Raw genomic sequence first — 16451 nt, forward strand, 5'->3', positions numbered from 1 at the left:
ACCTCCCGAAGAAATCCTCGTATCTATGATCCAAAATACGGATACCAAGCCAAATCCAAACGTTTCTTCCGAGGAAATTGATTCTCTATTAACAGAGATAGTATCTTCTACCGAACTACATTTTAAATGGTTAAATACACTTTCACTTTTGGAACATATCGGTTCTCGTAAGATCCATACAAGCCAATCGGGGCCGTCGCTCTCCGAAATGGTTTTAAGACATGCTTCCGAAGAAGCAAGACATGCAGCTTATTTTAAAAAATTAGCATTAAAAGTAAAACCTGAAGCAACTCAAAACTTCGAAAAGGATTCTTTACTCTGTGGATTCTCCGCAATTTCCTATTTCCAAAAATTAGACCTTTCCGTGGAGAGATCCTTTGGATCGGAAAATTTTCCAAAACATACTAAATCATTTCTCTGCTATCTATATGTAACAAAATTAATAGAAGAAAGAGCAGGTCTGGTCTACGAAACATACGACCAGATTTTGGACCAAAAGAATATCGGAATTTCCATAAAAGGGATCATCAAAGAAGAAGAGTCACATCTTTCTGAAATGGATTCTAAACTTTCCGAAATGGATCCTAAATTCGGATCCAGAACATTAGAATTTAGGGAAAAAGAACAAAAACTTTTCCAAAAGTACTTTCAAAATTTAAGAAAAGAAGTTTTTCAATACTCTTAATCAAATGAATTTTATCCCGAAATTCGAGATCAAAAAACTAGGTGCGCTGATTCTTTTAATTGGCCTAGTTCTTTTAGGACCTTCTTTACAGACCCAGTCTTCTCCTACGGAAAGAAAAGATTCTCCGATAGGACTTGTGGTGTATTGCCCTTTGCAGTCTGAGAAAGAAACTCCATTTGATTTCGAAAGAACCTTGGGCCTTTGGTATAAAAGGTATAAACAACAAAAGACCCAAGAAGGTGGAGGAGCAATTTTACTCGTCTCCGCTCCTTATTTGCCTAAAACCTCGGACGAAATTGAAAGACTAAAAAAAAGTCTCGGGGCAGAGATCATATTCACTGGTCATCATTCTGTTGTTCCTAAAAAGGAAATTACTGGACCTTCTAATAAAAAAGTTAAAAAGAAGAAGGTTATAAAGAAAAAAAAGAAACCTGCTGCGGAACCGAAAGTTTCCAAAAAGAAAAAAGGTAAGAAGAAGGCAGCAAAACTTTCCGCCAAAGCCCAACCGGTAATTCCACCTGGAATTTTAACGATTAAAGAAGAAGGTGGACTTAACTTTGTATTCTATTCTCCTTCTCCAGAATCATTACAAGCTGATGAAAAAAATCAATCTTCCTGGATTGCGGATTTTAAAACCCAATTCTCTAAAACTTTCGAATCCCAAATATTTCATTTTTTACTCGCACAAGATCCGAGCGAAAAACCGAAAGAAGATCCGAATCCGATCGCAGAAGGATTGTCTAATTTCAAAAAGGAACTTTCTGACACTTTACCTTCTATCGTTCTACTATCTTCTCCAAGGGCTTTGCGTTTTTTTAATGGAGAGTATAGTTTCGGATGTGGAGCAACTCCTGATTCTTTAAAGATCAGCGTTTTAGAGTTATTTTTTAGGAACGGAAGACTGATCCGGATCAACGAAGAAGTCCAGACCTTAAATTCCAAAGAATCCAATAAGTCCTGGATCCTGGAATAAAAACTTCTTATTCTATTCTGTAAATCTAAACGAATTTACAGATTCTCTTTCTTCCAAAAATTGACTGTATGAGCTTGAATTGCGGGATCGTAGGACTTCCAAACGTAGGAAAATCAACCATATTTAACGCATTGACCAAGGCCGGTGCCGAAATGCAAAACTATCCGTTTTGTACGATCGAACCGAACAAGGGAATTGTAGAAGTTCCGGATATAAGACTGGACAGGCTCGTAGAACTTTATAAACCCCAAAAGAAAATTCCCGCAATCATGGAATTTGTGGATATAGCAGGACTTGTAAAAGGTGCAAGCCAAGGGGAAGGCCTTGGAAATAAATTTCTTTCTCATATCCGCGAAGTAGACGCGATCTGCCATGTGGTACGTGCATTCGAAGACGAGAATATCACCCATGTTCACGGCAAAATCGATCCGGTAGAAGACGCTCAAGTAGTTACAATGGAACTTATTTTTGCGGATTTGGAATCGGTTGAAAAACAGTACCAAAAAATTTCCAGGAACGCGAAAGCAGGAAATAAAGAAGCGCAAGAAGCCTCTGCCGTTTTAGATAAGATCATGGCCGTTTTGAAAGAAGGAAAACCGGCAAGGCTTGCTGATATCAAACCGGAAGAACAAAAGCTAGTCAAAACATTCAACCTGATCACTTCCAAACCGGTTTTGTATGTGGCAAATATCACCGATAAGGCGGCGATCGCGAAAGAAAATCCGATCGTTGAATCCGTAAAAAAAATGGCCCAGGCAGAAGGAGCGGAAGTAGTTACTCTCTGCGGAAAATTCGAAGAAGAAATTTCGGGCCTAAGTAAAGAAGAACAATTAGAATTCTTAAGTGAGATCGGAGAAACAAGCAGCGGACTTGATAGAATGATCCAAGCTGCCTATAAACTTCTGGGACTTGTAACATTCTTCACAGCCGGCGAAGTGGAAGCAAGAGCCTGGACCACAGGTGTGGGAAGCACCGGACCGATCGCCGCTTCCGTAATCCATTCAGACTTTGAAAAAGGTTTCGTTCGAGCGGAAGTAATGAAATTCGAAGACCTGGACAGAACAGGAAGCCCGAACAAAGTAAAAGAAGAGGGTAAACTCAGGATAGAAGGAAAAGAATATATCGTCCAAGACGGAGACGTTATTTTCTTTAGAGTAAACGCTTAAGCACGTTTGCCGCTGCTTTCTTTACGATAAGAATTCGGATTGGTTCCTGTTAATTTTTTGAATTCCAAATAGAATGCCGATCTGGAACTAAATCCTGCTTTTGCACCTATCTCTGTCGTGTTCTCATCCGGGAACTCATTCAATAAAATTTTAGCTTCTTCTACTCTATATTGATTGATTAGAGATGGGAAATTTGTTTTGAATTCGGTATTGATCAACTCTGAAAGCTGATGGATCGTGATCCCAAGTTCTTTTGCCATATGTTCTTCTTTTAAAGACTTGGTCAGATAAATTTTTTCTTTTTCCAATAAGGATTCTATCTTAAGTACAAAATCTTTCACATCCAAGGAAGAAAGATGGGTTTTACGATTGGAACCTTCTTCTTCTTTTCTTCTCAATATCTCTCTGGATAATAAGGATACGAATACAGTGAGAGGAGGCAGGTAATACAATACTCCAAACACAGCCATTCTATTATAAGGATAGAAGTCGAAATGGAAAATTGTTTTGTATAGATCCAGAAGGAGGAAAATTCCCCAAACGGAGATAAAGAACATTTCATAGACTGTATTATTCCGTATGGAAGAAATATGGGTCTTTCCGAAATAGAATAACATACATCCGTAATTCAGTACTAAAACCAAGATCCTATGATCGTACCAGAATTGGTAAAGCGGTATCAAAGGATATAAGATCCCCGCAAAACATACCAGCCAGAAGAATGGAGATCTATAGACCACACCCGAATTTTCCTTATTCCAAGCGGCCAAATAGAAGAAGAAGACTATATGTGTGATCCCCAAAAATAGGAAATAATTATGACGAAATAGATTGTTTTCATTTCCTACGATGGATGCGAATTCTTTACCATGTAGAAAATAGAGTGTGGCTGCCACGGCGGTTAAGTGCAGAGGCAAGGCCAAAAACAAAACTTTTCTGGATTTAAAATACAGATATAAATTATAACCAAAGGCCAAAAACAACACGAATCCTACGCTCAAAAATAGAACTGACCTAAGTCTTACGATTACCATATAATCATCTTCCGATAATAATCGAACCGGATAATTAATGTCCTCGTTAGATAATACGTAAAGGTAGAAGGTCCTTTCTTCCTTAGGCTCTAAACGTATATTAAAATGGGGAAGTGGAGAAATAAAATCGTTCCAGATCGGATCCAGATCGTAACCTGCAAATCCTGCCTCAAAATTTCCCTTGGAATCCACGGAGCAAAGTTCCGCATCCGGAACATTTAACCAAAGTAATGCCAAGGTCCTGTGAAGTTGCTCTTTTCCATCATTTGCAAGCCTGAATCTGAGCCAATTTCCGGATTGGCTTCTTTTTAAACGTAGTACATTCCCGGTATTATGATGCCATTCCAGCTGATGGAGAGAGGAGATCGTTTCCGGTTTACAATGTCGGTACTGGTATCCTCTGTATCTGTATTCCATTTTTGAACTGATATTTTCTACAGGGGAAGAAGGGTTCAGTCGAATGATATCCGCAGTGGGAAGAGTAGGCGCCGCGCTTAAATTTGCTCCGGTACCGGTAACACCCAAGAAGAATAAAATCAGAAATCGAAAATAGATATTAGAGGAGAATGGATTTCGGATTCTATAACTGGATTGTTTCATTTAAGCCTAATACCAGTGAATCCCTTTCCAGGTAGGATACCAGGTATTTTTCCCCAGTCATCCTATTTTTTACTGAAAATAATACTTAGGTCGAATTTCGTTCAAAATTATAAGAAATTCCAAAAATCTAAACTCACATATCTAAATTTATAATCTTGGAATTTTGGATTCCTCAGCTTTAAGGTAACTTTCAAAAACAAAAAGGAAGCAGAAAATGGGGAGATTTTGAATTTATTTTTATAGGAGTTCGGAAGAAATACTAACCATATCTCTTTTTACAAAATAGTCCTAAAGTATGATGCCAGGCTGTCATTATCTATTCAAAATCCAAATCATGTGCTGATAATTTCAGCACATGAAGTCCAAAGGTTTAAATCTTAGAAATTTTTTACTAAATCAGAATTTTTTAGTGTCCAATTTTATAAGTTTGGAAGGTCTTGTATTATATAAGTTCGTCCCTTATTAAGGAATGGAACAAAAAAGTCGGGAAACCTGGACACAAAACCCGAGGAGAAAAACCAAATGGCAGATTCGGCGATTATACAGAACATACTTAACCCACCGGTATTGTTCTTCTTTTTAGGAATGGGAGTCATCATCTTCAAATCGGATTTGGTGATCCCTGAGGCTTTATCGAAATTCTTTTCGATGTATCTACTTTTCGCAATCGGATTCAAAGGAGGTCACGAGCTTTACAAGACCCCTTTTAGTGCCGAACATGCATTGACCTTACTCGCATGTAGCGTAATGGCCACTTTGGTCCCAATCTATGCATATTATATTCTGAAGATCAAGTTAGAGAAGCATAATGCTGCTGCTTTAGCGGGATCATTCGGATCCATCAGCGCGGTAACATTCGTAACTGCAGGTGCATATCTTCATAATCTTAACGTTGAATACGGCGGTTTTATCGTAGCAGGTATGGCTCTAATGGAATCTCCAGCGATCGTTATCGCAGTTATCCTAGACAGACTTTCTAAGAACAAGGCGAACGGCGGCGGATCCATCAATTGGAAGGCTCTTCTTCATGAAGCATTATTCGGATCTTCTATCTACCTTTTAGTAGGTGCCTTGATCGTAGGTTATTTGACTGGAGACAGCGGCTGGAATGCTGAGAAACCATTTACCGAAGATCTATTCAAAGGGATCCTAACATTCTTCCTTTTGGATATGGGAATCTCCGCAGCCAAAAGATTCAAAGAACTTACTCATGTAGGATTCTTTTTAATCGCTGCAGCGATCCTGTTAATGATCATCAACGCAGGAGTAGGACTCATTCTTACTAAAGTGATCGGTATGCCGGAAGGAGACGCATTGATGTTCGTAGTTCTTTGCGCTTCTGCTTCCTATATCGCTGTTCCTGCGGCAATGAAGGATATGATCCCGGAAGCGAATCCGAGTATCTACCTCACGGTAGCATTATCCATCGTATTCCCGATCAATATCGTCCTCGGGATCCCATTGTATCACTACTTAGTTAAAGCTATCATGTAGGGTATTTTCCCCCTCCGGGACGAACTCTCGGAGGGATTATTTTTGCTTAATACAAAAAATGTAAAATTCTTTGGACAAAATCCGAACTAAAACTTCGAATTTTTGTATCCGGTTTCGAATTTTAGGAGAAATTTCTAATATTCGAATCTACTAAAACACGGAGTACCAATATGAAAGTGTTTCGATCCTTTAAAACAATCCATCAAATCCGACCGATTGGTAAATTCAGCTTAATTCTATTGTTTTTAACCGTCGGTTCCCCGAGTGTATTCGCTCAAACAGCTAATAAAGGGACCGTAACAGCGGAACCTAGCCCAACCCCAGTCACTGCAACCCCTCAAAAGTCTGCAGCAGAGGAAGAAGACAGTTATGTTTCTACCATGAAGACCGGTGGTCTAACTCCTGATTACACTAGAAGTACATTCTTCGAGCCTGAATTGGGAAAAAAAGTCGCGAACCGTAAAAAAGCATGGTTGAACGATTGGATCAGGGTAGGTGCCTATATTCGTCCTAGATACGAGGACAGATACAACCTAGCATTCGATAAATCGAATAAAGGTTATACATCCAGGGCGATGCAGACCTCTCAGGTATTTTTCATCATTGATCCTAGTCCCTATTTTTCCGCAAAAGTCACCTTCCAAGATGCGAGAGTCTGGGGAGGAGAAACTCCTGCAAGCGTTGGAGACGTTCGTGCGAACGTTTTCGATGGAGCAGGAACGACTACAACTAGTAATCCTGCTGCAGGATCCGGTACAAATATACCGAGCCAAACGACCCTTCGCGAAGCTTTCATCATGTTGAAAAAACTTCCGTTGGATGCTAAGGTCCAGGTTGGTAGACAAATTCTTGCATATGGAGACCAAAGAATGTTAGGGGGTGCGAACTGGACGATGAACGGTCTGTCTTATGACGGAGCTCGTATCATGTTCGACCAGGACAATTACAAGATCCACTTCTTTGGAACTAAAATTGCAGCCAACCAAAACGGTGTGAACGGAGTGCTTTCGGCTAACGCACCTCTTACGGTCACTGACCCGGTTACTAAAAAGGTTACTACTGTAAATCCAGGGCAGCCGGATCAATACATTGTAGGTATTTATAACTCCGTAACTGCGAAAGATTGGTTTACTCTGGACGTTTACTCCATCGGGCTTTTGACTAAAAAGACCGCGATTGCAGGAGCTAAATCGGATCTAGATCTATATAATAACTCTTGGGCAAAACAACAAAGCGACCTGATCACCACCGGATTCAGGATCACGAATAGAACTGCCAATAATAACCTTCCTAAGGATGGCTTCTGGGGGGCTTTGGACTGGGCGATAGAAAGCGCATGGCAGAGCGGGGCCACAGGAGAAAGAACCGTAAAAGATCCACTTTTGGATTCTTATGTGCAGAATAATGTAGCAGGTCTATCCGGGCACAGTTACGGCACACAAGCACAAAGATATTCCGGTTCCTTCCATGTTTTACAGACAGGTTATACCTTCTTCGAAAAATTAAGAGCAGGTTTCCAATACACTTACGCTTCCGGGGATAGAAACCGCACGGATGGAAGCAGCGGAACTTTCCAAACTCTTCCAGGTCCTCGTTTCGGAGTATTTCCTTATTGGAATAACGTCTCGGGTCTTTCAGAAAACATTGATACTAAAAACTTAAGTTCTTATAATTTCAATTTTTCCTATAAGACCGATCATTACGGAACATTCTACGCCGCTTATATCATCAATAACAAGGTCCAGACACAGGACGCTTGGTATGCGATCAACGGTTCTGCAAATACCGGAGCTTCTACTGAAAGTAATGGTGTCGGACAAACTACGATCGAAGTAGGTGGTACCGGCAGAAATCTCTACAATGAGTTCGACTTTACTTGGATGTATGTTTTAAACGATTACGTTTCGATCTGGATCGGTGGTGGTATCTTGACTGCGGGTAATGCCGTTAAGAATCAGAGAAATGCTCTCTATCATTACAACCTTCAGCCTGTCGGAACTGAATCTGCAGGTCTTCATTTGAACACAGGAGTTGCGACAGGAGCGAACGGAACGGCCTCAATGGCCCATATGTTCTTCTTCCAAATAAACGCAGGCTTCTAAAAAGGAATACGTATGACAGTGTTGGCTTATCTATCCGTCATAACTTCTCTTCTTGCACCTTTTCTAATAGGAAATGTGCTCGGAGTGGATTTTTTCGGGAAAGATAGTTCGATCGGCCTTGGGTTATCTCTCCAGGCGATACTAGGCAGTTTTATAGCCGTATATGTATACGGTTATGAAAAAGAAAGAAAGGCGTTGGTCATTTTTGGCTACGCCGTTTTTTTTATAAGCACAGGGATTTGTTACCTGGTAGGAAAAAGTTTGTGGTTAGTCCTTTTCTGGGAATTGTCCACGATAAGCGCTTTTCTTCTTTATATCGGAGGCAAATGGAATGATGCCTCCATACGAAGTTTCGTAGCATTAGTTGCTGCAGGCGGGATCGGCGCCTTCTGTTTTACGTTTTGGATCTTTTCAAACGATCCAAGATCCGGATTATTTTTTCTGATCTTGGGACTTTTGATCAAGTCGGCATTTTTCGGAGTTCATTTCTGGTTGCCCGAAGCTCACGCAGGAGCGCCTGCACACGCCTCTGCGGCTTACTCCGGATTATTAGTCAATCTACCTCTTGTATTATTCTCTAAATTTGCTCTTCCACTTTTACCCGGGACCCATTATGCAACTATCCTAATACCGTTAGCCGGAATCGGAGTATTATGGGCAGGGATCACCGCATTATTCAGCAGAGAAGTCAAAAAATCCATCGCTTACAGCACGGTGGAAAATATGAACTTTATGTGGTTAAGCTTACTTATTTCCGCTTATTGGCAGTCCAGCGAGCAGGAAAGTTTAAGAATGTTAAGTAAAGCATTCGGAGTTCTTTTTCTGATCTCTTTGGTCCACCATAGTATCAGTAAAACATTTCAGTTCTTATTCTTCGGATATCTTACTAAATTATCGGGAAAATCAGGATCGGACGGAAATACAGGTGTGGGAAGGATCAGTGGAATTCCTACATTCTTAGCCGCGATCGGGACAATGAGTTTTCTTGCGATCCCGGGGACCACAGGCTTCTTATCCGAATCCACTTTTATTAAATTATTATCCGCAGTTTTAGAAGTTACAGATACTAGTGCTGCACTTGTTCTTCCACTTCTCATTTTAGTCTGCACAGGTTTAGCGGTGGGCGCTGCGGCTCACTTAAAACTTTTCCTCGGACTTGTTCTTTCCAGACCCCGTACAAATTTCGAAGACCATGGAAAGAATACACCAATCAATGTTTCCTTATTTTTGACAGGAGCTTTGGTACTGATCTCACCTTTGATCATTCTAAGCCTCACAAACTATTATGCAGTGAGAGTGGAATGGTTGGATTTCTCCTGGTTCAGGGGAATCGGGATCTTAAACGTAATCGGTCTAGTCATACTGTTAAGCGTAGGGTTGTTAGGACTCAGACATAAGATCAAAGAGAGAAAACTGTGGGATTGCGGCGGTTTATTCGGCGGATCGGAGGTAGCGATCATGAGTTCCGCTCTTTCCGATCCGCTAGCCGCTCCTTTAGGCAGATATTTTGCAGATGAAGCGGGCAATTCCAGATTGGACAAAGGGTTTATTAAGATTTTATTAAGAATTCTTTCCTCTTTGAAAGCTAAGATCAGAGGAGCGGATGATGAATCCATCTCCGTGGACTTAACTTATTCTTCTTTTACTGTTTTAACAATTTTGATCGTTATCATTATCGTTCGTCTTGCGGAGGGAGACATATGGTCACAGCTACTTTCTTATTGGGCATTCTGATCCAGATTTTTGCCTTTATATCCCTTCCTTTCTTATGCGGAGGCGTTCTCCAGAAGATCAGGGCTTATGCCCAAGGTAGAAGAGGGGCACCTGTTCTACAGATACTTTATGACACAGTTCGAATGATCAAAAAAAGTCCGATAGACGGTCCTTTCTCCGGATTTTTCTCGGAGAGTTCCGCGATATTCGCTTTTGCTTTCGGTCTTGTTTTATGGTCCTTGGTCTCTTTCGAATGGGCTTCCTTATTGCTGATCCCTTTTTTGATCGGTATGATCCGATTCGCTACTGTGGCTTATGCAGTGGAAAACGGAACTTCTTTCGGCGGAATGGGAGCGGCAAGAGAAACCCTTCTTTTTATCTTTGGAGAACCGATCCTGATCTTAGTTCTTGTGGTATTGGAATCCAATGTAGTATTTCACGAAAACTTCGCACATATTTCTTTTGCGATCTTATTCTTCCTGGGAGCCACATTGATCGTTCTTTCCGAACTCGCTAAACCGCCGTTTGACGACCCAAGAACCCACTTAGAACTTACGATGGTTCACGAAGCAATGTTATTAGAAGCTTCCGGAAGAACTAGAGGATTTTTCGAATTGGCTCACCAATTCAAAACCGCTTCTTTATTCTTACTTCTAACCAAATTAGGATTAGAACATGTGGAAGTTTTCCTAGGAGTTTCCTCCGTTCCTATCTGGAAAGAATTAGCCTCCTTCGGAGGAGCCATTCTTCTTTCCGCATTAATCGGTTATTGGGAAGCAAACAGTACAAGAAGGAAATGGATCTGGATCCCGGAATTACTCGGACTGAATTTTATCTTCATGCTGATCTTGGGAATTCTTCTGAAACTAGGTAAATAAATATGAGCGCAGACCTTAGTTATCTTATCATTCTATTGACCGGTGTGGTCATTCTTTTAGAGAACAGGCTCAAGAGGGTAGTCATCCTTTTGGGGATCCAAGGTTTTCTTTTACTTCTTCCTTTATACCAAGAGGAAAGTGGGGACGGTTTCCATTCCATCTTTTTAGCGGCGATGGTGATCGTATTCAAAGGGATCTTAACCCCGATCATTCTTTTTTGGACTGCGAGAAGAATACATTCTCCAGAATCTACTTTTCCTAAAGTAGGTTACCTTCCTACACTCGCACTTTTGTTCGCGGGTGCGGCGGCTTGTTACTTCTTCATGGATATAGTTTCCGCATTTTTCGGGAAGTCCCATCAATACGGATTATTATATGTCCTTCTTCTAATATACATCGGAGTGATCGGATTTATAGTAAGAAGGAACTGGATCGGAGTGATCGCATGTTTCAGTATTTTTGAGAACGGAACATTCTTACTCACTCTACTTTTAAAATCGGGAGTCCCGATCGGAAGCGAGTTCGGATCCTTCTTGGATGCTGTTTTGATCATTGGAGCGGGTGCCGCCCTCAGGATCAACAGCGAACAATATAAGGGGGAAATATCCAGATGAACTTCGATATTCTTTTAGGGATCGGAGCAGGGGTCTTCGTCCTAATTTTTCTAACCTATGTTTTAGCTCCTACAAAGAACCAGACCAACTTGCTATTCTGGTCGATCTTACTAGTTATCTGTGCCGCGATCAATTTTGCGGTTTGGATCATACGAGATTGGAATGAAGAAGGTACTACAGTACAATGGGTCTTGATAGAAGCGACTACGTTCGTAGGCGCGTTACTTATCTCCTCCAGTAGGACAGTAAAATCATTCCCGATCGCTTGGAAATTCCTACTGATCAACTCTTTCGGTCTAGGTATCGCATTTTTAGGGATCATACTCATTCGATCCTCTTTGCATGTGATCAATCAACCGATCGAATTTTTGGCGGCTAACTCTTCTTCTCATCCGGAGATCATTTGGGTAGAGATAGGTTTATGGCTCGCGATTTTCGGATACACTGCAAAACTAGGGCTTTTCCCGAATCACGTTTGGATAGAAGATACTTACGGAGAAAGTCCTACTCAAGTCTCTTCCTTGCTTTCCGCATTCATTCCTGTTTCGGTTTGTTTTGCACTTAGGCCATTCGTTCATTTAGATCACCAACTTTTCCCTCATACGTTCAGCGGCGCTGACGGTTTATTGGTTTTAGGGATATTAACGATTTTCTTAAGTATTTTTGCAGTATATGACAGGGACGATATCAGAAGGATTTCCGCAAAAGTTGCTCTTTTCCATACGGGAGCCTTGGCGGTTTTCCTTTGGATGGACTTAAGTGATACAGCTTTCTTATTCATGATGGCGACTAACTTGGTGGTGAAATCACTTTTATTCATCAGCATGGGAATCGTAAGAATGGATGCAGGAAAAAGAGAACTTCATAAGATCATACAAGCGGACTCGATCAATAAACCCGCTTTGTCTCTATTCATTCTGGCATTGTTCTTAGCATTCGTGATGCCTGGTTCTCCTATATTCGTTACGGATATAATTCTGATCAAGGCAGGACAAATAGGCGGGAAAACATTCGTAATCCTGGTTCCGATCTTAGGGATCGTATTCTTTGGAGTGATGTTGTATAAACTTGCGCCACTGTTGAATATCAAAGGAAGACCTTTTTCAAAAGATCATTCCACAATTCTTAGGATCAGAATGACCAACGGATTTTTCCTACTTCTACTTCTTCTCAGCACTGGCTGCTGGGGATTTTACCTGTTATTACAAGGTGTATTATGAAAAACGTTACCGGAATTTTTCACACTTCGGAAACGAAACAAACTCATCGTTTCTGGCTGACTCGAGACGGGATAGAAAAGGAAACTCTTTCTAAATCCGCAGAAAAAAGTTTATATGAGGATCATTCCAATCCGATTTGGGTTCTCAGGCATAGTCTTGGTACGGACCAAGGAGCCGAAGATTATTCTTCTATGGATTACGAAAGGTATCTCTCCCAAGATAGAAAACATCTTCTCGAAAAATTTCTGACAAAAGCAGGGATTAAAGATTTAGTCTATAGAGGGATCAATGTTCCCGTTCCGGCTTCCTTTTATTCCCACGCAGTTGGACCGATCCATGCGGGAGTAATCGAGCCTGGGCATTTTCGTTTTATTGTAGAAGGAGAAGAGATCCAAAACTTGGATATTCGTTTAGGTTTCCAAAAAAGAGGACTTCTGGAAAAAATGAAAGGCCAGAATAAGGACTCCATTTCTCCTTACGCGGAAGCGATTTCTGGAGATTCTACTATCGCTTATGCAATCGCATTCAGTAAAGCATTCGAAGAAGCTCACGGCATCCAAGTTCCAGAAGAAGTGAATTTCGCAAGAACCGTCCTTCTCGAAATTGAAAGGATCGCGATCCATATCGGAGATATGGGAGCAATTGCGGGTGACGTAGGTTATTATCCTCTCCAAGGCGTATGCGCCATGCAAAGAGGAGTTCCTTTGGGAGTAATGGAAGCTCTAACCGGTTCTCGTTTCGGAAGAGGGGCCTTAAGTCCCGGAAAAGTCAGATTGAAAAAAGAACTTACTGAATCATTCCTAAACGATCTGGCAAAAAGAATACAAGACGTTACATCCGATGTGGCCGGTCATTTTGAAAGAGCCGCAAACAAATCTACAAACAGAGAAAGATTGCAGATCTGCGGAGCGCTCACTCATAAACAACTCAAGGATCTTGGCTTCGTCGGAATGGTAGAAAAATGTACAGGCCATTCTAGAGATCTTCGCCATCACGATCCCAGTTATTCTCTCGCAGGAGAATCCATCAATTTGGATCTGGATGCAGGCCAAATGACGGGAGACGCCTGGGCAAGATTCTATCTTCGTTATGAAGAACTGAAGAATAGCGGGCGCTGGTTGACAAAAGCGATCCCAGTATTAAAAAATTTTCATAAAGTATATGAAAGTTTCCAAAAAACGAAAGTATCCAAAGCTAAACCCGGAGTATATTTCGGCACGACAGAAGGATGGAGAGGCCCTGTGCTCATCTCCTTCTCCCTAAATTCTTCCGGAGATATTTCGGAAGCTTATGTGAGAGATCCTTCCGTTCCGAACTGGCATGCTTTGGAGCTCGCAGTCAGAGGGGAGAATATAGGGGATTTCCCTCTAAATAATAAATCTTTCAACCTCAGTTATGTGGGAGTGGATCTATGAAACAAATCCAGGAAATTATTAATATATTCCTTCCGGCAAAAAATCTAAATTTCGAAAAGATGGGGCCTACCAATCCGAATGCGAGAGGTATCCCTGTTCCTTCTTCTAAAAAAGGATTTCACTTGGACAAATCAATTGAGAAGGTTTGTCCCACCGGCGGTTTAAAAGTATCCTCTTCTAAGGAGGTTACATTTGATTACGGTGCATGTTTACAGTGCGGTCATTGTGTAGAAGCTTCTTCCGGACAATTGGAAAACTCGGGATTTGTCCACGTATATTCAGCGGATAGAGAAGCATTAAAAGTACGTTATATAGATGGAGTTCCAGCGTCTTATGAGGAAGAAGTTTCCGAAAACGTAAAACAATTCCGTAAGATCACCAAAAACACAGGCTTCCAATACAGAGAAGTCGCGGCAAGCGGCAATAACGCCACAGAAGCCGAGATCAACGCGAGTTTTAATGCGGTTTTTGACAGCGAAGCAAGTATGGTAAGAGTGGTAGCATCTCCCAAACATTCGGATGCAGTCGTGTTCGCAGGACCGGTTGGACCGAATATGGAAATTCCTCTGCAAGTCGCCTGGGATACAACTCCAGGGCCTAAGGCGCTTATCGCCTGCGGAACGGAAGCAGTTTCCGGCGGACTTTTCCAAAGAGGAAAATTACCGAAAGAGCCGGATCTGTTTATCGGAGGAGATCCTCCTAGACCGGATGTAATCGTAAGCGCTTTCCGTTATTTAATGGGCAGGAAGAAGTTCTCCTTTAGAGAAGAACTTTCCAAATTCTTAACGGAACGACGCTCTAAATCTTAAATCTCATCCGGAAGCTTTTACGTAGAAGTAATCATCTCACCTGCGTAAAACGCTTCCTTCGTTTTTAAACCGATCCCTGAAAATTTATCTTCTCCGTTTATATCTGAGATCACATCCATAGGATAAGAGATCCTTGGGTCTAATTTCGTATGGATCGGATAAAATCTTTTTTGGTCCAGATATGAATAAGAAGTCAGGATCACCACTTCCTGGCTCTGGAAGACAGCTTCCAGATTACGTACCATTGTATTCACTCTAGAAGAAACGTTTTCATTAAAATCCTCCCAAGTCCTAAGTTCTCCTGAAATTTCCACATTCAAATGAACGATAGCAGGGTAGGGCTTGGGATCATTTTGCCTATTCTTATCTAAAACTTTTTTGGCAACGAGTAGTGCATCCGTATCATCTCCTCTTCCCGTTTTTACCAGAACCGCTTTATTTCTTTGTAATAGTTCAAAACCTTCTCCGTAACAGATCAGCTCTTCCGCATGATCTAAATGTTTCCAACGTTCTTCCGCAGCTAATTTGGAAAGTTTACGTTTTTGGTTTAAAGTATAAGCCACATTCCAGATGATCTGGTATAACAAACTAGGAAGAAGTGTAGAAGGCAGGTCTTTGATCCCGGAAAGTTTCTGATAGACTGCATGGAATAGATCCGGTTGTATTAATTTCTGGATCTCGATCTCTCCGGCAGAAATGATCGCAGAGATCTCACGGATCAAAAAGGATTTGAGAGAAAGAGAAGTCTGAAAATCCGCATAAAAATCAGGGATCTTTCCGGAAAATAGTTCTTCCGGAGTCTTAAATCCTACATTTTTAGAAATTGCAGGATCCTTAATTTGGTATTTTAAAAAAGCGGAATGGAATATTTCAGAAGGTTCGTTAAATCCGAAATTTGTAACTATTTCCTGAGAATCTATAATGGTACCGTCATCGAATATTAAAGTTTCGGACATCAAATCCGTATTCGTAATCCCTTCGATCACATAGAGCTGCTCTTTAGGAAAAACTTTCCGGACAGCTTCTGCTTGTTCTCTGATCGCAGCGCGGGCAGCTTCTTCATTCCCTCCGTGAGCCGCACAACCGAGTCCCGGGATATCGGATCTATGCATGTATGCTATAAATAACGCAGGCATTCCAGGTGTGTTGCATAACGCATCATTTACGACTCTATCTATACGATTCCAGAACCAAAAATTATTCAAGTTCGTAGAAACGATGTTTCCGTCCGTTCTACCAAAACGTATCGTAGTGACAGGATATCCTTTTAATTTACTTCCATGAACTCTTCCGTCTATACACTTAGTGACTAGTACTTTAGGAGTTCTTAAACTAAATTCACGGATCACATGTTTCATTCTATGGATCGTTTCAGACTGTAGAATGTTTTCTTTTAAATATTGATCTATGTATTCTTTTGCCGGTCCCAATTGAATTCTCCTATCTTTAAGTCCGTAGAATACTTTCCCAATCCAGCTAATTTCTATTTATAATTCGAGAATAATAAAATCCTCATCCCTTGGAAATCCATTTATGCGACAGAAGAATGGTCATAAGTTGAATAAAAGGTGAACTATTACTTTCGAGTTTTTCAGCTTATGTTCAGCCTATTTACATCTAAAATCAGAGTCTAAAAGGTTTGAAAAAAAGAGAAAAACTCGAAGAAATAAATACAAAAGTGATTTGACCGGTTGAGTGACGTAATTAATATGGTCTTTACGCCTGAAGGAGTTCACCCGGGAGGGGAA

General features: G+C 41.0%; 13 protein-coding genes. 11 read left to right on the top strand and 2 right to left on the bottom strand.

Annotated elements, in window-relative coordinates; all coding sequences use genetic code 11:
• Positions 1 to 25: 25 nt before the first annotated feature.
• The 3 genes from EHR06_RS13575 to ychF all read left to right on the top strand — a co-directional run bounded on the left by EHR06_RS13575 (position 26) and on the right by ychF (position 2824).
• Positions 26 to 685, top strand: a complete 660-nt coding sequence (locus tag EHR06_RS13575) for a hypothetical protein (protein WP_135757484.1) — start codon at positions 26 to 28, stop codon at positions 683 to 685.
• A 4-nt stretch (positions 686 to 689) separates the two neighbouring features.
• Positions 690 to 1658, top strand: coding sequence for a hypothetical protein (locus EHR06_RS13580; protein ID WP_135757485.1), 969 nt, complete (start codon positions 690 to 692; stop codon positions 1656 to 1658).
• Positions 1659 to 1726: 68 nt separating this feature from the next.
• Positions 1727 to 2824 (top strand): redox-regulated ATPase YchF, encoded by a 1098-nt coding sequence (ychF, locus tag EHR06_RS13585; RefSeq protein WP_135757486.1) that lies wholly within the window; start codon positions 1727 to 1729, stop codon positions 2822 to 2824.
• On the opposite strand, the gene EHR06_RS13590 is transcribed toward ychF, so the two are convergent.
• A complete protein-coding gene (locus tag EHR06_RS13590; protein WP_135757487.1) occupies positions 2821 to 4458 on the bottom strand; it encodes a helix-turn-helix domain-containing protein in 1638 nt (545 codons plus the stop codon). The genes ychF and EHR06_RS13590 overlap by 4 nt on opposite strands.
• Positions 4459 to 4980: 522 nt before the next feature.
• Here EHR06_RS13590 and EHR06_RS13595 point away from each other — a divergent pair.
• The 8 genes from EHR06_RS13595 (at position 4981) to EHR06_RS13630 (ending at position 14703) form a co-directional block, all read left to right on the top strand.
• Positions 4981 to 5952, top strand: coding sequence for a sodium-dependent bicarbonate transport family permease (locus EHR06_RS13595; RefSeq protein ID WP_135757488.1), 972 nt, complete (start codon positions 4981 to 4983; stop codon positions 5950 to 5952).
• A 170-nt stretch (positions 5953 to 6122) separates the two neighbouring features.
• On the top strand, positions 6123 to 8054 hold the full coding sequence (locus EHR06_RS13600) for an alginate export family protein (RefSeq protein ID WP_135757489.1): 1932 nt from the start codon (positions 6123 to 6125) through the stop codon (positions 8052 to 8054).
• A 12-nt stretch (positions 8055 to 8066) separates the two neighbouring features.
• Complete coding sequence (locus tag EHR06_RS13605; RefSeq protein WP_135757490.1) at positions 8067 to 9788, top strand: proton-conducting transporter transmembrane domain-containing protein; 1722 nt, start codon at positions 8067 to 8069, stop codon at positions 9786 to 9788.
• Positions 9755 to 10645 carry an NADH-quinone oxidoreductase subunit H gene (locus tag EHR06_RS13610; protein WP_135757491.1) on the top strand — a complete coding sequence of 297 codons (891 nt, stop codon included), beginning with the start codon at positions 9755 to 9757 and terminating at the stop codon, positions 10643 to 10645. Before EHR06_RS13605 ends, EHR06_RS13610 begins: the two co-directional genes overlap by 34 nt.
• Positions 10646 to 10647: 2 nt before the next feature.
• Positions 10648 to 11259, top strand: a complete 612-nt coding sequence (locus EHR06_RS13615; protein ID WP_135757492.1) for a formate hydrogenase — start codon at positions 10648 to 10650, stop codon at positions 11257 to 11259.
• Positions 11256 to 12479 carry a proton-conducting transporter transmembrane domain-containing protein gene (locus EHR06_RS13620; RefSeq protein WP_135757493.1) on the top strand — a complete coding sequence of 408 codons (1224 nt, stop codon included), beginning with the start codon at positions 11256 to 11258 and terminating at the stop codon, positions 12477 to 12479. Before EHR06_RS13615 ends, EHR06_RS13620 begins: the two co-directional genes overlap by 4 nt.
• The gene (locus EHR06_RS13625; protein ID WP_135757494.1) at positions 12476 to 13894 is read left to right on the top strand and encodes a hydrogenase large subunit; all 1419 of its coding nucleotides are present in this window, start codon (positions 12476 to 12478) and stop codon (positions 13892 to 13894) included. The genes EHR06_RS13620 and EHR06_RS13625 overlap by 4 nt, the downstream gene beginning before the upstream one ends.
• Positions 13891 to 14703 (top strand): NADH-quinone oxidoreductase subunit B family protein, encoded by an 813-nt coding sequence (locus tag EHR06_RS13630; protein WP_135757495.1) that lies wholly within the window; start codon positions 13891 to 13893, stop codon positions 14701 to 14703. The genes EHR06_RS13625 and EHR06_RS13630 overlap by 4 nt, the downstream gene beginning before the upstream one ends.
• Positions 14704 to 14720: 17 nt before the next feature.
• Here EHR06_RS13630 and EHR06_RS13635 read toward each other — a convergent pair whose 3' ends face one another.
• Positions 14721 to 16133 (bottom strand): hypothetical protein, encoded by a 1413-nt coding sequence (locus EHR06_RS13635; protein ID WP_135757496.1) that lies wholly within the window; start codon positions 16131 to 16133, stop codon positions 14721 to 14723.
• Between the last annotated feature and the right edge of the window lie 318 nt (positions 16134 to 16451).

This window comes from Leptospira dzoumogneensis, assembly GCF_004770895.1.
GTDB classification, from domain to species: Bacteria; Spirochaetota; Leptospiria; order Leptospirales; family Leptospiraceae; genus Leptospira_B; species Leptospira_B dzoumogneensis.